The sequence below is a fragment of the Kribbella rubisoli genome (assembly GCF_004217145.1).
In the GTDB taxonomy this organism is placed as follows: Bacteria; Actinomycetota; Actinomycetes; order Propionibacteriales; family Kribbellaceae; genus Kribbella; species Kribbella rubisoli.
In genome coordinates this window covers 259,060-281,111 of sequence record NZ_SHKR01000016.1, presented here as the reverse complement: position 1 = coordinate 281,111, position 22,052 = coordinate 259,060, and the positions used below count along the sequence as shown (strand labels likewise).

General features: G+C 68.2%; 19 protein-coding genes and 1 pseudogene. 6 read left to right on the top strand and 14 right to left on the bottom strand.

Annotated elements, in window-relative coordinates; genetic code table 11:
• Window positions 1-6 precede the first annotated feature (6 nt).
• The 4 genes and pseudogenes from EV645_RS33950 to EV645_RS33935 form a co-directional block, all read right to left on the bottom strand.
• Complete coding sequence (locus tag EV645_RS33950) at window positions 7-891, bottom strand: carbohydrate ABC transporter permease (RefSeq protein WP_130448161.1); 885 nt, start codon at window positions 889-891, stop codon at window positions 7-9.
• Window positions 888-1,802 carry a carbohydrate ABC transporter permease gene (locus EV645_RS33945; protein ID WP_130448160.1) on the bottom strand — a complete coding sequence of 305 codons (915 nt, stop codon included), beginning with the start codon at window positions 1,800-1,802 and terminating at the stop codon, window positions 888-890. The genes EV645_RS33950 and EV645_RS33945 overlap by 4 nt, the downstream gene beginning before the upstream one ends.
• Window positions 1,803-1,806: 4 nt before the next feature.
• Window positions 1,807-3,189: an ABC transporter substrate-binding protein gene (locus EV645_RS33940; RefSeq protein ID WP_130448159.1), complete on the bottom strand. Its 1,383-nt coding sequence runs from the start codon at window positions 3,187-3,189 to the stop codon at window positions 1,807-1,809.
• A gap of 130 nt (window positions 3,190-3,319) precedes the next feature.
• Window positions 3,320-4,056 (bottom strand): annotated as a pseudogene (locus EV645_RS33935) (alpha/beta fold hydrolase).
• A gap of 78 nt (window positions 4,057-4,134) precedes the next feature.
• On the opposite strand from EV645_RS33935, the gene EV645_RS33930 reads away from it, so the two are divergent.
• Entirely contained in the window at window positions 4,135-4,506 is a 372-nt protein-coding gene (locus EV645_RS33930; RefSeq protein WP_130448158.1) for a VOC family protein, read from the top strand.
• Between the two features lie 7 nt (window positions 4,507-4,513).
• On the opposite strand, the gene EV645_RS33925 is transcribed toward EV645_RS33930, so the two are convergent.
• Window positions 4,514-5,569, bottom strand: coding sequence for a DUF4185 domain-containing protein (locus tag EV645_RS33925; protein ID WP_242000830.1), 1,056 nt, complete (start codon window positions 5,567-5,569; stop codon window positions 4,514-4,516).
• Window positions 5,570-5,637: 68 nt separating this feature from the next.
• Entirely contained in the window at window positions 5,638-6,036 is a 399-nt protein-coding gene (locus tag EV645_RS33920; RefSeq protein ID WP_130448157.1) for a MarR family winged helix-turn-helix transcriptional regulator, read from the bottom strand.
• A gap of 85 nt (window positions 6,037-6,121) precedes the next feature.
• Here EV645_RS33920 and EV645_RS33915 point away from each other — a divergent pair, with 85 nt between their 5' ends.
• Window positions 6,122-7,042 (top strand): quinone oxidoreductase family protein, encoded by a 921-nt coding sequence (locus EV645_RS33915; protein ID WP_130448156.1) that lies wholly within the window; start codon window positions 6,122-6,124, stop codon window positions 7,040-7,042.
• Here the strand turns inward: EV645_RS33915 and EV645_RS33910 are convergent.
• Window positions 7,031-7,849: a sulfurtransferase gene (locus EV645_RS33910; protein WP_130448155.1), complete on the bottom strand. Its 819-nt coding sequence runs from the start codon at window positions 7,847-7,849 to the stop codon at window positions 7,031-7,033. The two genes, EV645_RS33915 and EV645_RS33910, sit on opposite strands and share 12 nt — an antisense overlap.
• A 76-nt stretch (window positions 7,850-7,925) precedes the next feature.
• A complete protein-coding gene (locus tag EV645_RS33905; RefSeq protein WP_130448154.1) occupies window positions 7,926-8,579 on the bottom strand; it encodes a thymidine kinase in 654 nt (217 codons plus the stop codon).
• Window positions 8,580-8,676: 97 nt separating this feature from the next.
• On the opposite strand from EV645_RS33905, the gene EV645_RS33900 reads away from it, so the two are divergent.
• Window positions 8,677-10,320, top strand: a complete 1,644-nt coding sequence (locus EV645_RS33900) for a S8 family peptidase (RefSeq protein WP_242000829.1) — start codon at window positions 8,677-8,679, stop codon at window positions 10,318-10,320.
• On the opposite strand, the gene EV645_RS33895 is transcribed toward EV645_RS33900, so the two are convergent.
• The 5 genes from EV645_RS33895 to EV645_RS33875 all read right to left on the bottom strand — a co-directional run bounded on the left by EV645_RS33895 (window position 10,317) and on the right by EV645_RS33875 (window position 15,623).
• Window positions 10,317-11,441 (bottom strand): alkaline phosphatase family protein, encoded by a 1,125-nt coding sequence (locus tag EV645_RS33895; protein WP_130448152.1) that lies wholly within the window; start codon window positions 11,439-11,441, stop codon window positions 10,317-10,319. The genes EV645_RS33900 and EV645_RS33895 overlap by 4 nt on opposite strands.
• Before the next feature lie 4 nt (window positions 11,442-11,445).
• Complete coding sequence (locus tag EV645_RS33890; RefSeq protein WP_130448151.1) at window positions 11,446-12,057, bottom strand: DUF5998 family protein; 612 nt, start codon at window positions 12,055-12,057, stop codon at window positions 11,446-11,448.
• 57 nt (window positions 12,058-12,114) lie between these two features.
• Window positions 12,115-13,755, bottom strand: coding sequence for an FtsX-like permease family protein (locus tag EV645_RS33885; RefSeq protein WP_242000828.1), 1,641 nt, complete (start codon window positions 13,753-13,755; stop codon window positions 12,115-12,117).
• A 5-nt stretch (window positions 13,756-13,760) separates the two neighbouring features.
• The gene (locus tag EV645_RS33880) at window positions 13,761-14,462 is read right to left on the bottom strand and encodes an ABC transporter ATP-binding protein (RefSeq protein ID WP_198682046.1); all 702 of its coding nucleotides are present in this window, start codon (window positions 14,460-14,462) and stop codon (window positions 13,761-13,763) included.
• Window positions 14,463-14,570: 108 nt separating this feature from the next.
• Window positions 14,571-15,623 (bottom strand): P1 family peptidase, encoded by a 1,053-nt coding sequence (locus EV645_RS33875; RefSeq protein ID WP_130448149.1) that lies wholly within the window; start codon window positions 15,621-15,623, stop codon window positions 14,571-14,573.
• A 45-nt stretch (window positions 15,624-15,668) separates the two neighbouring features.
• On the opposite strand from EV645_RS33875, the gene EV645_RS33870 reads away from it, so the two are divergent.
• Window positions 15,669-16,181 carry a DUF2087 domain-containing protein gene (locus EV645_RS33870; protein WP_130448148.1) on the top strand — a complete coding sequence of 171 codons (513 nt, stop codon included), beginning with the start codon at window positions 15,669-15,671 and terminating at the stop codon, window positions 16,179-16,181.
• Window positions 16,182-16,405: 224 nt separating this feature from the next.
• On the opposite strand, the gene EV645_RS33865 is transcribed toward EV645_RS33870, so the two are convergent.
• Complete coding sequence (locus tag EV645_RS33865) at window positions 16,406-19,105, bottom strand: bifunctional acetate--CoA ligase family protein/GNAT family N-acetyltransferase (RefSeq protein WP_130448147.1); 2,700 nt, start codon at window positions 19,103-19,105, stop codon at window positions 16,406-16,408.
• Between the two features lie 161 nt (window positions 19,106-19,266).
• Between EV645_RS33865 and EV645_RS33860 the strand changes: the two genes are divergently transcribed.
• Window positions 19,267-20,316, top strand: coding sequence for an ArsB/NhaD family transporter (locus tag EV645_RS33860; protein ID WP_242000827.1), 1,050 nt, complete (start codon window positions 19,267-19,269; stop codon window positions 20,314-20,316).
• Window positions 20,317-20,334: 18 nt separating this feature from the next.
• Window positions 20,335-22,041: an AMP-binding protein gene (locus EV645_RS33855; protein WP_130448145.1), complete on the top strand. Its 1,707-nt coding sequence runs from the start codon at window positions 20,335-20,337 to the stop codon at window positions 22,039-22,041.
• Window positions 22,042-22,052 lie beyond the last annotated feature (11 nt).

Below are 22,052 nucleotides of genomic sequence, written 5' to 3'. Positions count from 1 at the left end.
CTGGCCTCACTCTTTGATTCCTCCCGCCATCCCTACGCCGCGCAGGAACTGTTTCTGGAACACCAAGAACAACACCACAGGTATCAGAACCGCGAGGAACAGGGCGCTCATCTGCAACGAGATCTCCGTGGTCTTCTGCACCCGCGGCAGCGCGACCGAGATCGGTTGCAGCCGCGGGTCCGGCAGCACGAGCAGCGGCCAGAGGTAGTCCTTCCAGGACCCGATCACTGTGAGCAGGGCGACGACGCCCACGATCGGCTTGGACAACGGCAGGATGAGCGCCGTGAACAGCCGCAGGTTGCTCGCCCCGTCGATCCGGGCGGCCTCGATCAGCTCGCGCGGGATCGAGTCGAAGTACCGCTTCATCACCAGGACGTTGAACGCGCCGGCCGCCGACGGCAGCCAGACCGCCCAGAACGTGTTCTGCAGGCTGATCCCGAGCAGCGGCATCTTCAGCACCGTCATGTAGAGCGGGACCAAGGAGATGACGCCGGGCAGGAACAGCGTCGCGAGTACGGCGCCGGTGACGATCGGACCCCACTTGGGCCGCAGGATGCTGAGCACGAACGCGCCCGTCGTACACACGAACAGCGTCGAGATCATCGAGCCGATCGCGATGAACGCGGTGTTGCCGAGGTACGCGCCGATCTGGACGCGGTTCCAGGCGTCGGGGATGTTCTTCAGCTGGATGCCCGACGGCCACATCTGCATCGGACCGCTGAGGATGTCCTGGCTGGTGGAGACACCGGACTTGAGCAGCCAGAGCAGTGGACCGACGCCGGCGATCACGACGGCGACGAAGATCAGCACCTGGATCGCCGGCAGGCCGTAGCGGATCAGGCCGCGCTGCCGGTCGGCTGTCGAGATGATTCCGCGCTCGGACATGCTCATGTCGTGCTCCAGCGGCGAGTGACGAAGTGGTAGACGACCGACAGCGCGCACAGCACCCCGGCGAGCAGCACGCTGAGCGCGGTCGCGGCACCGAAGTCTCCGTTGACGAACGCGTACCGGTAGATCAGCAGCAGGACCGTCATGGTGGCGTTGTTCGGGCCGCCGCCGGTGAACAGGAACGGCTCGGTGAACACCTGGAACGTCCCGATCAGCTGCAGCAGCATCATGATCAGGATGATGCCGCGGATCTGCGGCAGCGTGACGTGCCAGACCCGGCTCCAGATCCCGGCCCCGTCCAGCTCGGCCGCCTCGTACAACTCCGTGCGTACGCCGGTCAGCGCCGCCAGGTAGATGATCGAGGTGGCGCCCGCGCCGGCCCAGGTCGCCTCGAGCACGATGGCAGGCATCGCCAGCGTCTGCGAGTTCAGCCAGGCGAACGGGCCGATCCCGAACCAGCCGAGGATCGAGTTGAAGACGCCCGCACCGCTCGGGTCGTAGAAGAACGTCCACAACAGGATCGCGGCCACCGGCGGTACGACGGCCGGCAGGTAGGAGAGCACGTTGTACAGCCAGCCGGTCTTGCGCAGCTCGCTGATGAACACGGCCAGGAACAACGGCACCGGGAAACCGAAGATCAGTGCCAGGAAGGCGAAGTACAGCGTGTTGAGCGCGGCCTGCGGGAGTTGCGGGTCGGTCAGCACGTAGCTGAAGTTCGACCACCCGACCCACTCGGCGGGTAGCACCAGGTTGTTCTTCTGGAAGCTGAGCACCAGTCCGCGGACGATCGGGCCCCAGGAGAAGTACAGGAAGATCAGCACCAGGGGCAGGGCGAAGAAGATGCTGCTGAGCCCGCCGGAGCGGTACCAAGTGGCAACGCTCCGGCCGGACTTCTGGGTTCTTTGCTGGAACATGTGGCTACCGCGCGAGGCGAGCGTCGATCTTCGAGGCGGTGTCGCTCAGTAGCTTGTCGATGTCCGCGTCCTTCTTCGTCAGCACCTGCTGCACGACCGGGTCGAGCAGTGAGTAGACCTCCTGACCCTTGTTCGACGGCTCGGGCAGCAGCTTGAGCGACGTGGTCGAGTCGATGTAGCCCTGGAACTGCTTGACCGGAACGTTCACGTACGGCTCACGCCACTTGTTGAACTGGTCGTACGTCGACTGGCTCAGCGGGCTGATGCCGGGGCGGCCGACGAAGCCCTTGTCGGCGATCGTGGTCTTCGCGTCCTGCACCGCGACCGACTCGGTCGTGTACTTGTCGAACTGGTCGAACTTGATCCACTTCAGCGCCGCGACGATCTCGTTCTTGGTCGCCTTCGGGCTGATCATCTTCAGCGAGCCGCCGGTCAGCGTGCCGTACGGGCCGCCGTCCTGCGGCAGGGCGCCCTCACCGAAGTCGGCGGGCTTCATCCCGAACTGCTTCACGCTCATGTCGTAGGCGTCCGGCGCCTGCAGGACCATGCCGATCTTGCCGGCCGCGAAGTCCTGGCGGACCTCCTCCTGGTTGTAGAGGAAGCGGCTGCCCATCGAGTTGTCGGTCCAGCGCATGTCCTTGAGCAGCTGCAGCGCCTTCTTGGTCGGCGCGTCGTTGAACGTCGACTTCTTGCCGTCCGCGCTCTCGACCGTGCCGCCCATGCTGTAGGTCATCGTGGTCAGCATCCAGCCACCGGTGTTGTTCGTGGTGAGCTGCGAGTACCCGGCCTTGCCGGTCTTGTCATGGATCTGCTTGGCGTACTGACGGACCTCGTCCCAGGTCGTCGGCGGCTTGTCCGGGTCCAGACCGGCCTCGCTGAACAGCTTGCGGTTGTACGCGATGCCGACGGAGAACACATCGATCGGCACGCCGTAGATCCGGCCGTTGGCGTCCTGGACGATCTTCAGGACGTTCGGGTTCAGATCCTTGGTCAGGTCGACCATCTTCAGCTCGTCGGTGATGTCCGGGAGCTGCTTGTTCGGGATCATGTTGGCCGGCTCGGTGAAGCTGATGTTCATCACCGTCGGCAGCGTGCCGCCGGCCACCTGGGCCTGGAAGGTCTGCGCCTGCCAGCTGGTCTCGGTCGACTTCACCGTGATGTTCGGGTTCTTCGCGGTGAAGTCTTTGATCTTCTGGTTGAACGCCTTCAGGTCGTTCGGCTTGTCGGGGGTGGGGCGGTCCCCGATCGTGATCGAGACCGGGGCGTTCTGGTCGATATCGCCACCCGCGTCACCGGACGCTCCCGGTGTGGTGCCCTTCGCACAACCGGCGGCAAGCACCAGCCCGGCAACCCCCAGGGCGGCGCCCCACCTGCTCACTCTCGTCATCGGAACTCCTCAGGTTTCCGGATGCCGCCGATGTGCTCTGAGCCACACACCGGCCAGGTCCCGAGTAAGTTAAACCAAGCGTGTTACTAACTCAAGACCTAGACGGCCACTTTTGCGGTAACGGTTTCGCTCAGGGGTTCAGATCACCCAGCGGGAGGAACTTCGGCGTCTGCGGATCGCCCAGGAAGTCCAGCAGGATCCGGTTCACCAGGTCCGGCTTCTCCAGCGGCAGCCCGTGCGAAGTCCCCGGTACGACGGCCACCTGGGCGTCCGGGATCGCGCGGGCGACCTCCGCGGTGTGTTCGAGCCGGACGCAGTCGTCGTCGCCCTGCATGAGGAGGACCGGCATCGGCAGGGTCGTCAGGGTGGCCGGCTCGATGTCGGGGACGGTCTTCCACATCTGCACCCATTTGGCGAAGACGACGTCGAAATGGGCGGGGCCGTCGGGCGAGAGCGCGTCGTACTGCGGGCGGAAGGCCCCGGCGAGGAACTCCAGTCCGGCAGGCTCGAGCAGGGCCTGGTTGGCCGCGGTCCCGCCGGTGTGGGTCAACTCGGTGCCGATCAGCACGAGCTTGCGAACCAACTCCGGTCGGGACAGCGCGAGATTCATTCCCACCTTGCCGCCGTCACTCCAGCCGACCACATGCACCGGCCCGAGCCCCAGCGCCTCGATGAACGCGGCCGTGTCCGCTGCGAAGATCTCCATCGACACCGGCCCGTCGAGCGCCCATGCCCACGCCGGTCCGGCACCAACACCCGGTACTGCGCAGCCAACGCGGGCGCCTGCGCCGCCCAACTCTGCACGGTCCCTCCCCCACCGTGCAGCAACAGCACACCTTCGCCCGCTCCGAGCTCCTCGTAATACATCCCATCCACATACATGGACGTCGAACGATCCACACCAACTCCGACGTTCCCACCGAAACCAATCGTCGAGGAGAGATCATGCCGAACCCAGTTGTGCACTTCGAGATCATCGGGACCGATCCGGACCGACTGCGGGAGTACTACGCGGAGTTGTTCGGATGGAGCTACGCGGTCGGCGACACCGTGTCCGGTGAGGTGTCCGAGACCGGCCAGTACGGGTTTGTGGAGGAGTCGGTCGCCGGACTGAACGGTGGCGTCGGCGGTGGCCCCTCGCTACGGGCGAAGGTGCTGTTCTACGTCGGAGTCGACGACGTAGAAGCCGCGCTGGAGCAGGCTGAGGCGCTCGGCGGACGGCGGGTGTTCGGACCGGACGGGGTGCCCGGAAAGTTGGTGGTCGGCCAGTTCACCGACCTGGAGGGCAACCTGATCGGGGTCGCCGGTCCGGCGTAATCGGGCTCTAGCCGAAGCCGCGGATGCGGAACTGCATGACGTGGTAAGGCCAGCCGTTCGCGGTGTCCCATTGGCTGACGGACAGATGCATGTCTGACAAGGTGGACCCGGGGATGATGTAGCCGCCGTACAGCTGAGCCACGTGGTTGTCGTCTTCGGAGCCCCAATTGCCGCCGTAGATCAGGGTCTGGCGGTACGCCGTGTAGAGGTTCGACGTCGGCGTGTCCATGATGATGCCGTCGATGCGGTAGTCGCCGGCGTTGAACCAGGTCAGGACCCATTTGCCGCCGAGTGGGCGCAGGCTCATCTCGCCGAAGCTCCCGGTCAGGATCGGCGTCGCCGGATTGCCCCACGCCCACACCCCGTCGCGGTACCCCCACGGCTCGTACGCCGCCGGGTTCGCGATCTGTTCGGCGCGGACACGCTTGAGGATAATCGGCTTGTCACGCTGGAAACCGGTCGAGTAGACGTACACGTACCCGTCGTTCCCGAGCCCCCACGTGAGCAACTGGAACAGCCCGCCGTCGATGTTCGGGTCGAACTTCGCGCCGGTGTGATACCAGCTCGCACCCGAGTTGTCCGACCGCCAGATCTCCGTCCACACCACGTTACCGAGGCCTTTGTTCACCATTGCGTGCAGGTACATCGACCCGCCGATCGTGATCACATCCGACGGCAGCACGGTCGAGAACGTCGGATTGTCGTGCGGGTAGTCCCACAACTGCTGCGCCGCGTCTCCCCCGACGGCACCCGACCACTGCACCCCGCCGTTCAAGTCCGTTGTCGTCGACCACAGCGCGACCGGCGACCGCCACCATCCCCCGCCGACAGCCGGCTGCTCGAACGTGTCGCCGAACATGAACAGCAGCCGCCCGTCCGGCGTACGCGCCGGAATGCCGAGGTCGGTCGCCGCCATCCGGAACCGGTCGGTCAGACCCGGCCCGGTCAGGTCGGCCACCTTGTTCGTCAGCACGGCCTGGGTGCTCGAGAACGCTCTGGACGGTAGGGCGGCGAGTACGCCGGCGCCGAGCGCGGCGCGGAGGAACGTGGATCGCTTCATCATCGCTGTCTCCAGGGGCGGTTGGAGGATGGGAAATCGATTTCTGACTCTCCAGCAGCAATGCCCCTATGTCAAGGGGTGACCAGCACGGACGCCAGCTGGGTGAACTGCTTCCGCTGGGTTGCGTTCAGCGCCTTGGTCAGCTCGGTGATCCGGCGGGTGATCTGCATTTCGCCCTGTTCGGCCAGGCGACGGCCGGCCGGCGTCAGTGCCACGAGTACGCCACGACCGTCGTGCGGCGACGGGGTGCGCTGGACCAGGCCGCGCTTCTCCGCGCGTGAGACCAGGCCGGTGATCGAGGATTTGTCGAGGCCGAGGTGCTGGCCGAGCTCGAGCATGCCCGGCTGCCGATCGCGGAGGATCCCGAGCAGCCGGATCTGGATGATCGACAGGTCGTGCTCGGCGCCGACCGCAGCGAGGATCCGCTGGATCTGGAACGACAACTGCACGAGGGCATCCACGGTGTTCATGCTCCGGAGTCTAGTTGACGTGGTACGTGGCACAAACTATCCTCGTAAAGTAGTACGTGAGACAAAGTACTGTGCGAGGTGCTTGATGTACGCAGCCGTGGTCCGGTCGTTCGACGAGCCGCCGACGTACGACGTGTTCCCCGAACCGGCCGGACCCGATGTCGTCGAGGTGGTTGCCGCCGGCCTCCATCCGCGGGTGCGTTCGGCGGCGAACGGGACGCACTACACGTCGGAGGGCGCCCTGCCGATGGTGCCCGGTATCGACGGAGTCGCACGCACAACCGACGGTGAGTTGCTGTACTTCGTTGCCGATGACAACGCGGTCGGCACGATGGCGGAGCGGGCAGCCGTGGATCGCCGGCGTGCCGTCGTACTGCCTGAGGGCACCGATCCCGTGGCGGTCGCGGCCGGGATGAATCCGGCGATGTCGTCGTGGATCGCGCTCCGGCGACGCGCCGACTTCCACGGCGGATCCGTTCTCGTCCTCGGCGCGACCGGGAACGCGGGACAACTCGCCGTACAGATCGCCAAGCACCTGGGCGCGTCCAAGGTGATCGGCGCCGGCCGCGACTCCGAACGCTTGAAACTGCTCACGTCGCTGGGCGCGGATGAAGCGGTTACGCTCGATGCTGTCGCCGAGACCGCCGCTGACGTCGACATCGTTCTCGACTACCTGTGGGGCGAGCCGACCGAGCAGGCGATGTCCGCCATCCTCCACGCGCGCTCCGACCGGGCCCAACCGCTGACCTGGATCCAGATCGGCTCGATGGCCTCGCGCGAGCTGACGCTCCCGTCCTACCTGCTGAGGGCCGCCGCGCTCACCATCATCGGCAGCGGCCAAGGCTCAGTCTCCGGCCGCGACATCCTCGCCGAACTGCCCGAGCTGGCCACCCTCATCACGTCAGGCACGCTGGCGATCAACCCACGTGCGGTCCCGCTCGCAGACGTGCAGCAGGCCTGGACCACGCAGGCTGCGCCCGGCGAGCGCGTCGTACTAGTCCCTTGATCCGGTGGCTACCGGGCGGGTCGGGTCGGTGATCCACTCGGACCACGAGCCGATGTACACCTTCGAAGGCAGACCAGCGGATTCAAGTGCCAAGGCCTCATGGGCGGCGGTCACGCCGGAGCCGCAATAGACGGCGGTCTCGGCGTCCGGTGTCACACCGAGCTTCTCGAAGCGGGTGCGGAGATCGGCGGCAGGGAGGAAGCGGCCCGTTTCGTCAACGTTTGCGGTGGTCGGAGCGTTGGTGGCGCCGGGGATGTGGCCGGCGACCGGGTCCATGGGCTCGACCTCACCGGCGAAGCGCTCCGGAGCGCGGGCGTCCAGCAGGATGCCCTTCGCGGCGACCTCGGCCGCACCGTCGGCGTCGAGGACAGGCAACTGGCCGGGCGTTGCGGTGAACGTGCCGGCTCCGTCGGCCGGTGCTTCCACCGCGACCTCTCCCCCGGCGGCCTTCCAGGCGGCGAGTCCGCCGTCGAGGACGCGCACGTCGGTCAACCCGAAGTACCGGAAGATCCACCACGCGCGAGCGGCGGACATGGAGTTCGCGGCGTCGTACACCACGACCGGGGTGTCGGCAGAGGTGATGCCGAGGCGCTGGAACGTGCCGGTCACGGTGGTTGCGTCAGGCAACGGGTGGCGGCCGGGGCCGGGCGGACCGGCGAGCTCGGTCTCGAGGTCGACGAAGTACGCGCCGGGCAGGTGGCCGGCGTCGTACGCCTCCTTGCCGGGCGGACCCGCCAGGTTCCACGTCACGTCCGCGAGCACAGGCGACAGCGCGCGCAGTTCGTCAACGGTGATCAACGGGCTCATCCACGTCCTCGCTTCGCTCCGGGCGCGGATGAGGCACTGTCCGCGCTGTACTTTTTGATGAACTCGCTGCGCTCGCTCATGAAGCAGCTCCTCCGAACGGCAGGACCTCTGGGGACAGGGTGGCGCGGGCGCGGGCCTGGGTGAGTCGGCGGCGGTGATGCCGGCGACACAGCACCTCGTACGCCGGCTCGAGGTCGCGCGTCACCATGTCACCCACCACCAGCTGCTCGCCCTCGGTCACCATCTCCCCACCGATCGTACGGGCGTTGTGGGTGGCCCGTTCACCGCACCAGCACAACGCCTCGACCTGCAGCAGTTCCATCCGGTCGGCGAGCTCGACCAACCGGGCCGAGCCGGGGAACAGCGTCGCCCGGAAGTCGGTCAGGATCCCGAAACAGAACACGTCGATCTGCAGCTCGTCGACCAGTCGCGCCAGCTGCTCGATCTGCAGCGCGCTGTAGAACTGCGCCTCGTCGCACACCGCGTAATCGATCCGTCCGCCCTGGGTGAGCTCGCTGACGACGTACTCCCAGAAGTCGAACTCGGCCCGCACCTCGACCGCCTCCGCGGACAGACCGAGCCGGGACGAGAGCACCGACTCCCCGGCGCGGTCGTGGCTGGTGAAGATCCGGCCGAGCCGTCCTCGCGCCTTGTGGTTGTGATCCATCTGGAGGGCCAGCGTCGACTTGCCGCAGTCCATGGTCCCGGTGAAATAGAGGAGCTCAGCCACGGGCGATCATCCTGCCAAGTCAATGGTTCGCACCGCACGTCGGGGTGTGTCGTTCGGTGCGGCTTGGTTCTGAGCCCCGGTGCGGTTTGAATGGATCGTGCGCAAAGCTCTGCTCCTCATCCTCGCGGCCTGTCTCACGGTCGCCACCGCCGCTCTGCCGGCCAGTGCGACACCGGTCCGGGCCGAGGCGGGGTTGCGTGCGTACTTCGTGATCACCGAACCGAACCAGACCGGAAAGGTCACCGGAGCCGTCACGCAGAACGGCGGCACGGTCTACGCGACGTACGACGCCATCGGCGTGATCGTGGCGCACTCGACGGCTCCCGACTTCATCAACAAGATGCGCGACGTCGCCGGTGTCCAGAAGGCCGGAGCGACGCGTACGACGGACCTCCCGGCCGATGTCGACAACCCGGCGATCCCGTCCGCGGTCCCGGAGACCGCGACGACCGCTCCGGAGACGGATCGCTCCGACATGACGCAGATCGGCGCCGACCGGGCCTGGCAGAAGAACCAGGGCTCGAAGAGCGTGACTGTCGGCGTACTCGACACCGGCGTGGACGACCAGCACCCGGATCTGAAGGCGAACTTCGACGCGTCGAAGTCGGCGTCCTGCGCGTACGGCAAGGCCGACACCCGGCCGGGCGCGTGGCGTCCGGTCGGTGAGCACGGCACGCATGTCGCGGGGACGATCGCGGCCGCGAGGAACGGCGTCGGCATGATCGGGGTCGCCCCGGGCGTGAAGGTGTCGTCGATCCGGATCGCCGAGGCCGGCAACCAGTTGTTCTTCCCGGAGGACACGGTGTGCGCGTTCATGTTTGCCGCCGACAAGGGTGTCTCGGTGACGAACAACAGCTACTACGTCGACCCGTGGTTGTTCCTGTGCCCGAGCGACAAGGACCAGGACGCGATCGCCGAGGCAGTACGCCGGGCCGTCGCGTACTCGGACAGCAAGGGCGTCGTGAACGTGGCCGCGGCGGGCAACGAGGACTACGACCTGGCCAACAAGTCCGGCGACGACTCCAGCCCGGACGACTCGACCGCCGCACCGCGGACCGTCACGAACGACTGCATCAGCCTGCCGACCGAACTGCCGGACGTGATCGTCGTGGGCTCCGTCGACCCGACCAGCGTCAAATCGCAGTTCTCGAACTTCGGCGTGAACAAGATCAACCTGGCCGCCCCGGGTGAGGATGTGTACTCGACGGTGCCGGGCGGCGGCTACAAGATCCTCGAGGGTACGTCGATGGCGTCGCCGCACGTCGCCGGTGTCGCGGCGCTGCTCCGAAGCGCCGACCCTAAACTCACGGTCGCCGAGGTACGCGCCCGGCTCGCCCAGCAGGCGAACGACCTCGCCTGCCCGCCCGGCGCGACCGGCGAATGCGTCGGTCCGACGGCCAACAACTCGTTCTACGGTGAGGGTCTCGTCGATGCCGCCGAGGCGGTCGGAGCCGCGCCTGCGCAACCGCAGGGCGCGATCGCGATCACCGAACCGGGCGAGCAGATCGGTGTCGGCGGCATCCCGGCGATTCCGCTGCTGATGAAGGGTACGGGCGGCTCGGGCGACATCAGCTACACCGCCGCCGGCCTTCCGCCCGGGCTGTCGATCGACCCCGAACGCGGCTGGATCACCGGCGTCCTGACGCCCGGCTCGGGTCGCTACAAGGTCACCGTGATCGCCCGCGACGGCGAAGCCAAGACCGCGCAGACGAGCTTCTACTGGAACGTCTGGAGCTTCTAGCGTCCGGCGTCGACGAGCAGCGGGATCTCCATCTCGTCGGCGGTCAGCGAGCCGTGCAGACCGATCAGGTTCGCCTCTTGGGCGTGCCGACGGGATGCCACCAGCGCGACCGGACCCAGCGACGCGACGATGACGTCACCGAGACGCGGCGCCACCCGATCCTCGACCGGCCCGAACCAGCCGCGCGCGATCGCGTCCGACCGCGACAAAACCAGGGCCTTGTCGCCAAGCCGTTCGGTATAGGTCGCGATGACATCGAGCTCGGCCCCGGGAACGCAGTACAGGTGGCGGAAGCGGGACTCACCGCCGACGACGCGTACGCCGTCGGTCAGCGCCGGCTCGAGGTCGATATCCACGCGCTGCTCGGGCGCGATGTCGATCATGCCGTGGTCCGCGACGACGAGCAGTACGGCGTCGCGCGGGAGGGCTGAGCGAACCTGCAGGGCGAAGTCGTCAGCCGCAGACAGTTCCTTCTGCCATTGCCACGAGTCGCAGCCCTGCTGGTGGCCGATGTAGTCGAGCTGCGAGTCGTACACGTAGACCAGCGACGACTTCCCCTCGCGACTCGCGAATCGGGTCGCGTCCAACCGGTCCTCGACCGTGTCCGCGCCGCGGTGCGCACTCCCCCGGAACGCGGCAGCCGTCAGACCGGACGAATCGAACCGCGCCTTGCTCACGTTGCGAGTCGCGACGCCGGCGGCGGCTGCCCGTTCGAAGACCGTGCCATGCGGTTGCCAGCGACGCGGGTCGACCGGGGCATCCCAGGCCAGCGCATTCAGCAGGTCGCCGGTCTCCGGGACGATCGACGTGTAGCCGACGATGCCGTGCGCACCGGGCGGCAGCCCTGTGCCAAGACTCGTCAGACTCACCGCGGTCGTCGACGGCACACCGGCAGTCAGACTTCGGCTGGCCGGCATCAGCGAGGACAAGTACGGCGCGGCCTCGGAGTAGCGCTGGAGCAGGTTCCACCCCAGGCCGTCGAGGAGCAGTACGGCGTACCGCGAGGCGGCGGGCAGGCCGAGGACGTTCGTCTCCCCCGGCACCGACAGCGCACCGGACACCGACGGCAGTACGTCGGCGAGCGATCCGCCGCCGTACTGCGGGGACACCGGGACGATCACGGCGCTACCTGGTGGTCGCGAAGGACAGTGCCTTGGCGAACTCGAGCACCTGCTGGATCCCGGCCGGACCGTCGGCCGCGGCGCTGATCCGCAGCGAGATGTCGTCGGCCGCGACCGACCCGGTGTACCCGTGGTCGGCCTCGCAGTTCGGGTCGGCGCAGACGGCCGGCTCGAGGTCGATCCGGTTGACCATGCCCCAGCCGATCGTCAGCACGACCTCACCGGCGCCGGCCACCGCCGGGTCGGCCTTGCCGGAGGCGTAGCCGGCCGGGTTCGGGACGACGCGGTTCACGACGACGGCGTTCACCCGGTGCAGCGGGATCGCCTCGGTGGAGGTCGACGCATACGGCGCGCGGATCAGTTCGTCGGCGGCGTGTTCGTCGGTGTGGCCGACGATCAGCCGGCTCGGGGTCAGCGCCAGGATCGTGATGTGCCGCCGGACCTCGTCCCGGTCGAACGTCGGCTCGTGCTGCAGCACATACGCCCGGATCGGCTCGCCGGCGATCGCCACCTCGAGCGAATCCGTCACCACGTCGGGGTAGTAGCCGCACCGATCGATCGCCTCGCGCAGGTCCGCGGATGCGTCCGCGAGCTCCGGTGTATTCAGGTCACGCATGCCCTCATCCTTGCACGATCGCGAGCCCGAGCGTTCGACCCTTGTGGACAACCACGCTCAGTTCGCACTCGCCTTCCGCAGTACCGGCGCACCGGCGGCGCCCGCGACCGCGACGAGGATCAGCCCGGCCACAACCTGCCCGATCAGCAGCAGTACGCCGGAACTGCCCTGCGTGATGACCTTCCCGCCGCTCAGCGCCAGCCCGCACAGCGCGCCGAACCCGACGACCGGCAGCCCGACCCCGATCACCGGTACGACGGCCGCTACCCGCGCCGACCGCTCAATGACCTTCAGCGGTACGCCGGACCGCCGCAGCGCTCGGGCCGGAGCCGCCTGGTCGAGCGCAGTACCGACCGCACCGGCTGCAGTCGACGCTGCAACAGTCAGGAAGACCAGAGACAGCAGGAGTGCCACTCCGATCCGCATGTCGTGGAAGCTCGGGTCGTCGTCACCGGGCGGCATGAACACCGAGATGAAGCCGGTGACGAAGCCCGACAGGACCAGCGCCGCCACCGGTCGGAAAGCGCCCTTCGGGTCGTCGACAAGCCGGCGACCCGCCAGCAGCGTCACGGGTCCGTTGGCCAGGTTCGCCATCGTCTTGCCGACGACCTGCACTGCGAACGGGCCGATGATCCGTACGGCGAGCGCAGCGAACCCGACCCCGATCAGCAAGGGCAGGAGAGCTGCCTGCATGCCGTAGTAGGCCAGGATCAGTGGACCGATCACCAGCAGGCCGATGCGCACCACGCTGACGCCCTTGCGAGTCTGACCGCGGACAACGCCCAGCGGAGTGATGCTCACGCGGCCCAGGCCGATCAGCGCGCTCACTACAGACAGGACCGGTACGGCGACCAGTACGACGAGGACTGTCCACCAGTTGACGGTGATGTCGCCGACGTACCAGCGTCCGCCGCCGAGCGGGATGCGGGCGATCAGTGGGCTCAGGACCGTGTAGCCGACCAGTCCGACCACCGCACCGGCCAGAGCGAGGACAGCTTGCTCCACCGCGCTCAGCCAGAGGACCTGCGTTCGGGTGGCGCCGGCGAGACGTAGTGCGGCCAGTCTGTGTTCGCGGCGCTTGGCTGCGACACCGGCTGCCTGGCCGACGAGGCTGAGGATCGGGAACAGCACAAGCGTGATGCCGAAGGCCACTGCGATCAGCAGGCCGAGCATGCGGCTGTCCCACACCTTCTCGTGCCAGCTACTGACGTACTGCGGATGCTCGTCGACCGGGATCGTCTGGACACCGCGGATGACGATGAACTCCTCCGGCGAGGACAGACCCTTCGCGCTGATCACGCCGGTCGGCTGCGCAACGCCGTACTTCGTACTCAGGCTGGACCAGTGCTTGGCGACCTCAGGCGAGACAAAGACCTCGCCGGGCTTGGGAGTGTGGTCGAGGCCGGGCGGTGGCGGGAGTTCGTTGGGCTTGAGCGTTGCCAGGTCGAGGACGGACATCCGGTGGCCGTCTACGCGCTGGTCGTCGTCGAGATTCAGCGCACCGATCGCGGTCGCCGGATCGGCCTTGTCCCCACTCCGCCAGCCGATCCGCTCCGACCGGTGCGACAGTCCGAGTGAGCCCGCGATCAAGAAGGTCACCAGCAAGGCGACCACTGCGGTCGCTCCGAGCGCCGCGAGGTTGGCGGCTCGACCGCCCGGGCCGGGACGACGTACGAAGCGCAGACCGAGGTCAGTCATCGGATTCATCGTGCGACTCCCGTTGACTCACTGACTCGACCGTCGACGATGTGGAGGGCGCGGTGGCAGCGGGCGGCGACCGCATTGTCGTGAGTGACGACTACTACTGCAGCACCTCGATAGGTGGCGGCGCCGACAAGCAGGTCGATCACCTGCGAGCCAGTCGCTGCATCAAGGGCACCGGTCGGTTCGTCGGCGAACACCACCTGTGGTTCGCCGACCAGAGCACGGGCAATCGCGACTCGTTGGGCCTGACCGCCGGACAGCTCGCCCGGACGACGGCCGACCTCAGCGGCCAGGCCGACCTGGGCGAGCATGTTCCGCGCCCGCCCGATCGCGTCCCGCCGGCTCAGACCGTCCACCATCAACGGGAGCGCTACGTTCTCGTCCGCGGGCAGTTCGGCCAGCAGTTGGTTGTCCTGAAACACGAAACCGAGCCGGCGCCGACGCAGTACTGTCCGGGCGGCGTCGTTCAGCTGGTCCACTCGTTCGCCGGCGAGCCAGACCTCCCCCTGGTCCGGCGTGAGGATCCCGGCCAGCACATGCAGCAGGGTGGTCTTGCCGTTGCCGCTCGGACCCATCACCGCGAGGGCCTCGCCGGACCGGACGGCAACGTCCACGCCGGCCAGGCCGACCACGCTGCCGTAGTACTTGACCAGGCCGTGACCGGAGAGCACGACCTGCGACTGGGGACTCTGGAAGTTCATAGCCCTGAGCCTTCCGTCTACGGCGCCCGCGATCGTCGGCCTGCAGACCGGTCTTGCCGTCGCCTTCCGACGCCTTTCGGCAGGCCGGCGTACGACTCAAGTCGTACGTCAGGCCGGGAAGGCCGACGGATACGCGTCGCGGTAGCTCGGGATCGTGCCGCCCGGCGTCTCCACCGACTCGGCGTTCAGCATCGCGTGCACGATCGCCCGCGAGAGCGTGCGCGCACCGGCCGCGTAGAGCGTCTCGAGCTGTCCGAGCGCCATCGGATCGGTGACGCTCAGCCGGGGCCGGTCGTCGTCGGCCACCTGGGTCGACAACGCGAAGATGCTGTCGCCGTCGACGAGCGTGTGGATCGGATCGATCGCGCGGGCCAGCCCGTCGTGCGCGACCATCGCCATCCGCGTCGTCGCCGCCTTGTCGAGCGGTACGTCGGTCGCCACTACGGCGATCACGGTGTTCATCGACGGCCCTGGGATCAGATTGCGACCGGGCGCGGCGGGTGGCGGCGGCTCGACCGGCGTCCGCAGGTGGCTGAACTCGTCACCGATCCCGTAGCGGGCGCCGTACAGGTTGCCGTCCGCGTCGACCGTCGAGCCGGCCGCGTTGACGATCACGAGTACGCCGACTGTCGTACCGTCGTCGAGCCGTACGCTCGCCGAGCCGACGCCGCCCTTCAACGAGCGAGCACGCGCTCCGGCGCCGGCGCCGTGGTTGCCCAAGGCAACAGGTCCGTCGGTGGCGGCGGCGATCGCGTCCGCTCCCCAGGACGGCTCCGGCCGGGCCTTGAAGTCGCCGCCGCGGGCCAGGTCGAAGATCACCGCGGTCGGCACGATCGGCACCACGTCGTATTCGCCCTGGCCGACACGGACGCCCTCGCCGCGCTCCTCCAGCCAGCGCATCACACTGCCTGCGGTGTCGAGACCGAACGCGCTGCCGCCGGTCAGCACGATCGCGTTCACGCCGCCGTTCGAGTTCACCGGCGAGAGCAGATCGGTCTCACGGGTGCCGGGCGCTCCGCCGCGGACATCGACGCCGGCGACGGCGGTCGTCGGCACGTGGATGACCGTCGTACCGGTCAGGTACGGCGCATCGACACGCTCCACCTGACCGACAAGCACTCCGGGGACATCGGTGATCGCATTGTGCGGACCAGGCTGCATGCTGCGGATCATAATCCTGTTGCGGTAATCGTTAGCGTGAAATGTATGAACACCGATCAGCTCTGTGGTCTGCTGGCCGAACCGTCGAGGTTGCGGACGTACTCCGCGATCGTCCTCGGCGCCTCCACTCCCGAGCAGGTTGCCGGGAGCACCGGACTGGCCGCGCCGGTCGTGGTGAAGGCCCTGCAGCGGCTGACCAAGGGCGGACTGATCGAAGCCACCCGCGACGGGTTCACGGCGGACGACGCCGTGTTCAAGGACGCCGTCCGTGAGAGCCGCCCCGAGCGCGTTCCGCTCGACCCGGATCCGGCCCGGGACAACGTGCTCAGGTCGTTCATCCGCGACGGCCGGCTCACGCACTTCCCGACGTACCCGGACAAGTTCCGGATCGTGCTCGAGCACCTGGCGCAGAGCTTCGAGGTCGGCCGCAGCTACCCGGAGACCGAGGTCAACGAGATCCTCAACCGCTGGCACCCGGACCACGCCGCGCTCCGTCGCCAACTCGTCGACACCCGCCTCCTCACCCGCCAGAACAGCATCTACACCCGCCACCCCTAACACCTCCCCCGGCCCCGAACCTCCCACCCCGGCGCGCCCACCTCACGCCCCACTCCCCCGCGCCAGCGCCCCGTGCCCCGCGCCGCGTGCCTCGGTCCTCCTGGGTGGGTTAACCCATCCCGTGGCGGGTTCCCCCACTGTCTACAGGGTGGGGAACCCACAACAGGATGGGTTAACCCACCCAGGAGGCACGGGGCGAGCCCGTGGGCGGGGGGTGGTGGAGGTTAGGTGAGGCGGCGGGCTGGGGTGTCTTGGCGGGGTTTTTCGTTCGGGGCGATGCGGACGCGGGTGTCGAGGACGCAGGCGCCGTTGGCGGAGACCAGGACCGAGCGGAGGTCGAGGCGGACGACCTCTTCGAGGTCGAGCGTGAGGCGCGAGACGCGGTGCAGCAGGTCCTCGATCGCGGAGATGTCGACCGGGTCCGAGCCGCGGTACCCGTACAGCAGCGGCGACGCCTTCACTTCGCGCACCATCTCGGCCGCGTCCCGCGTGGTCAGCGGCGGCATCCGGTACGAGCGGTCGCCGAGCAGGTCCGTCGCCACCCCGGACAGCCCGAACGTGACCACCGGCCCGAACGACACGTCCTCGATCGTCGAGATCACCACCGGCACCCCCGGCGGCGCCATCTTCTGTACGACGAACTGCGCCCGACCCGGATCCGACGCGACACCGAACGTCTGCGTCATCTCCGCCCAGGCCGCCCGCATGTCCTCTTCATCGTGGATGTGCCGCCAGATGTCGGCCAGGTCGGGCCGCATCCGCCACTGCTCCGCGGTCGCCTTGAGGATCACCTCGAACCCGAGGTCCGCGGCGCGGTCGACCGCCTCGTCCGCGCTCAGCACCGGGAACGCCGGCAACACCGTGATCCCGTAGAAGCTCAACAGCCGCTGGCGGTCCGCCTCGGCGAGGTCAGCGCCACCGGGATGCCGCTGCAGGAACTCCGCGACGAAGTCCTCTCCCCCGGCCGTGTCCACCTCCGGCAGATCCGGGATCCGGCTGTCGGAGCGCCTGCGCCACTCGGCGTACTGCGTTGCCTTCGCGAGCGCGCCCACGGCGTACTGCGGGTTGAGGAACGACGGGATGGATCCCCGCGCGGCGCCACCGTCCTCGTCGGGGACGCGCAGCTCGGCAGGCACGCTGCGGGACGCGAGGAACGTCGACACCACAGGCTTGTCCGACCCGGCGGCAGCCGCGGCCAGCACCTGCGCGACCTCGGCGCCGTTGGACTGGACCGGCGGCGTGTAGATCACCACGACCGAGTGCACCCGGTCGTCCGCGAACACCTCGGACAGAGCCACGCCGAAGTCCGAGGCAGTCGCGTCCGCGCTCAGGTTGTGTGGCTCGCCGGCTACCTCCAGGCCACAGCTCGCCATCGTGTCCAGCGCGAGCAGCGTGAGCGCGTCGGAATTCGAGACGATCGCGACCCGGCGGCCCTTCGGCAGCGGCTGGTGCGCGAGCAACTGAGCGACGTCGAACAGCTCACCCGTGGTGTCCACTCCGATCAGGCCGCTCTGCCGGAACATCGACTCGACGGTTGCTGGAGGCAACAGGCTGCGCCGGACCATCTGCCCGACCGGCACGCCCTGGGTCGCCCGCCCGGACTTCAGCGCGACCACCGGCTTGCGACCGGCCAGCCGGCGCGCGACCCGGCTGAACTTGCGCGGGTTGCCGAGCGATTCGAGGTACAGCAGGACGACCTCGGTGGCCTCGTCGGAGTACCAGAACTGCATCAGGTCGTTGCCCGAGACATCGGCGCGGTTGCCGGCCGAGACGAAGCTCGACAGGCCGAGGCCACGACCGACCATGTCGGCCAGGATCGGTACGCCGAGGGCGCCGGACTGACAGAAGAACGCGACCCGGCCCCTGCTCGGCATCAGCGGTGAGAGCGTCGCGTTCAGCGAGACGCCGGCCGCGGTGTTGATCAGGCCGAGCGCGTTCGGGCCGATCACGCGCATGCCGTACGAGCGCGCCAGACCGACCAGGTGCCGCTGCCGCTTCCGCCCTTCGTCACCGATCTCGGCGAACCCGCTCGACACGACGACCAGCCCGCGCACGCCCTTGGCCGCGCAGTCGAGGACGACGTCCGCGACCATCTCCGCCTTCACCGCGACGACGGCCAGGTCGACGGTGTCCTGGACCTCGCGGATCGTCGGGTACGCCGGGACGCCCTCGATCTCGTCGGCCTTGGTGTCGGTGTTCACGGCGTACAACCGGCCCGGGAAGCCGCCGTCGCGGAGGTTGCGGAGCAGCGCGTTGCCGATCGTGCCCTCACGCCGGCTCGCGCCGATGACCGCGACCGACGACGGGGTCAGCAGTCGCGCGATCGACAATGCCTCGGACCGCTGCTCACGGGCCTGCATCACGCCGAACGAGGTGTCGGTCGGCGCGATGTCGAACTCGACCACGATCACGCCGTCCTCGAACTCGCGGGCGACCTTGTACCCGGCCTCGGCGAAGACCGTGATCATCTTCCGGTTGTCCGGCAGCACCTCGGCGACGAACCGGTGGATCCCGTTCTCGCGGGCGGCCTGCGCCAGATGCTCGAGGAACAGCTGCCCCAGACCGCGGCCCTGGTGCGCGTCCTCGATCAGGAACGCGACCTCCGCCGTGTGCCGTCCGGTCCGCTCGTAGCGGCCGACGCCGATCATCTCGTCACCGACGGTGACGATCAGCGCCAGGCGGTCGTGGTAGTCGACCTGGGTGAACCTGGCCACATCGCGGTCGGATAGCTGTGGGTACGGGGCGAAGAAGCGGTAGTACTTCGACTGCTCGGACACCCGCGAGTAGAACGCGACCAGCAGGTCGGCATCGCCGGGCGTGATCGGGCGAAGATGCGCGGTGGCGCCGTCCCGCAGGACGACGTCAGCCTCGTACTCCGCCGGATAGCCGTCCGGCAGCTCCTGGTCATACTGGCCCTTGGTCATGGGGCCTCCCGGTCTGGACCGAGGAGCGCAGGGAGCGCAGCGACCGGAGCGACGAGGGAAGACCGGGAGCACCAGCCCCATGACCCGCCGCGACGGAGTCGTGGCATCAAGAGAGTCACCTGGCAAGCGTACTCAAACAGTCACCTCGGAGGTCGTGAATATTGGTCGAGCGCATCGCGCCGGTGCTGGTGTTCCTGATCGCCGTGACCGTCATCGCCGAACTGGCCGACCAGGCCAAGGTGTTCGACGTCGCGGCACGGGAGGCCGCGCACCTCGCCCGGGGCCGGGTCTGGCGGCTCTGGCTGCTGGTCGTCGCGCTCGCCACCGGGCTCACAATCGTGCTGTCGTTGGACACCTGCGCGGTGTTGCTGACGCCGGTCGTGCTGTCGATGGCCCGCCAGCTGAACATCCCGCCCAAGCTGTTCGCGTTCACCACGGTCTGGCTGGCCGGTACGGCATCGTTGCTGCTGCCCGTGTCCAATCTCACGAACCTCCTCGCCCTCCATCAGTTCCGCCAGTTGGACACGTCGTTCATCTCGGTGAGCTGGCGTCCGGCGATCGCGTCGATCCTGATCACGGTCGTCGTACTCGCGGCCCTGTTCCACCGCGACCTGCGCCGGACGTACGCCGTACCGCCGACCCCGCCGGTCGAGGACAAGGTGCTGTTCTGGGGCGCGGCAGGCGTGTGTGTGCTGATGGGGCCCGCGTTCGTGTCCGGTGTGGAGGTCGCGTGGCCGGCCAGCATCGGGGCGATCGCGTTGGTCATCCTGTTCGCGATCCGGCGGCGCAGCGTGCTGCGGTGGTCGCTGATCCCGTACAAGCTCGTCATCACGGTCGTGGTGCTGTTCACCGTGGTCGGGTTCCTCAGCGACCACGGGCTCGAGGATCTGCTCCGCCGGATCGCGGGGACCACGTCCGAGCTGCGGTTGAGCGCGACTGCTGCCGTCGGCGCGAACCTGTTCGACAACCTGCCGGCGTACCTCGCGATGGAGCCGGTCGCCTCCAGCAGTCCACACCGGATGATGGCGCTGCTGATCGGCGTCAACTGCGGATGCATGCTGACCCTGTGGGGCTCGCTCGCCACGCTGCTCTGGCGGGCGCGTTGCGACGCGGCGCGGGTGGACATCTCCTGGTGGTCGTTCCTCTGGCGCGGCCTCATCCTCACGCCGCTCGTCGTGGCGGGGGCTGTTCTCGCCCTGAATGGGTCCTGAATGGGTAATGTGCGCGGCATGGCGACGGAGCAGAGCACCTCGGCGGTGACCCGGGAGTTCCGGGCGGCCCGGGACTTCCTGGTAGCGCATCGCGACGACTACGAGACGGCGTACCGGGACTTCAGTTGGCCGGCGTTGGAGCGGTTCAACTGGGCGCACGACTGGTTCGACGCCCTCGCGGTCGAGCAGCCCGAGGTGGCCGCGCTGACCATCGTCGAGGAGGACGGCCAAGTCACCACCCGGACGTACGCTGAGATGGCCGAGCGGTCCCGCCAGGTCGCCGGCTGGCTCACCGAGGCTGGTCTGAAGCCGGGCGATCGCGTGCTGATCGTGCTCGGCAACCAGGTCGAGCTGTGGGAGACGATGCTCGGCTGCATCCGCGCCGGCGCGGTGATGATCCCCGCGACCACCCTGCTCACCGACGCCGACCTCGCCGACCGCATCTCCCGAGGCAACGTCCGCGCCGTCGTCACGAGTGGCGCCGACGCCGGCCGGTACGCCGGGATCGCGGACCACTGCATCCGCGTGGCCGTTGGTGCTCTCGGCTCAGGGGCCGAGGGATGGCTGTCGTACGCCGACACCGAGAGCTACGACGGTCCGGTCCCTGAGGTCGACACCGCTGCGGACGACCCGCTCCTGCTGTACTTCACCTCCGGTACGACGAGTCAGCCGAAGCTGGTCGAGCACACGCAGGTCAGCTACCCGCTGGGCCACCTGTCGACGATGTACTGGATCGGCCTGCAGCCCGGCGACGTACACCTCAACGTGTCGTCGCCTGGCTGGGCCAAGCACTCGTGGAGCAACGTGTTCGCGCCGTGGAACGCCGGTGCGACCGTCTTCCTCTACAACTACACGCGCTTCAACGCGGAGCGGATGCTCCAGGTCCTGCAGGAGTACGGCGTGACCACGTTCTGCGCGCCGCCGACGGTGTGGCGGATGCTGATCCAGGCCGACCTGTCCGCGGTCGACGTACAGATCCGCGAATGCATTTCGGCTGGTGAGCCGCTCAACCCCGAGGTGATCGAGCAGGTCCGCAACGCCTGGGACATCACCATCCGGGACGGGTACGGCCAGACCGAGACGACCGCCCAGATCGGCAACACCCCCGGGCAGCCGGTGAAGCTCGGGTCGATGGGCCGCCCGCTGCCCGGGTACAGCATCGCGCTGATCGACCCGGCCACCGACGTGATCGGCGACGACGGCGAGATCTGCATCGAGCTGGCGCCTGCGCCGGTCCCGTTGATGCGCGGCTACCGCGACGCGGACGAGCTGACGGCCGAGGTGATGCGCAACGGGTTCTACCACACCGGCGACGTCGCGAGCCGGGACGCGGACGGTTACATCACGTACGTCGGACGGTCGGACGACGTGTTCAAGGCCAGCGATTACCGGATCTCGCCGTTCGAGCTGGAGTCGGTGCTGATCGAGCACCCCGCGGTCGCCGAGGCCGCCGTCGTACCGTCACCGGACCCGCTCCGGCTGGCCGTGCCGAAGGCGTACGTCGTCCTCGCAGCGGGACACGAGCCGTCGCGGGAGCTGGCCGGGGAGATCCTGGCGTTCTGCCGCGAGCACCTGGCGCCGTACAAGCGGATCCGGCGGCTCGAGTTCGCCGACCTGCCGAAGACGATCTCCGGCAAGATCCGCCGCGTCGAGCTCCGCGCCGACGAGGCCGCGAAGGTCGAGACCGGCGCCGGCAACACCTACGACGAGTCCGACTTCAAGTAGCCGGGGGCGTA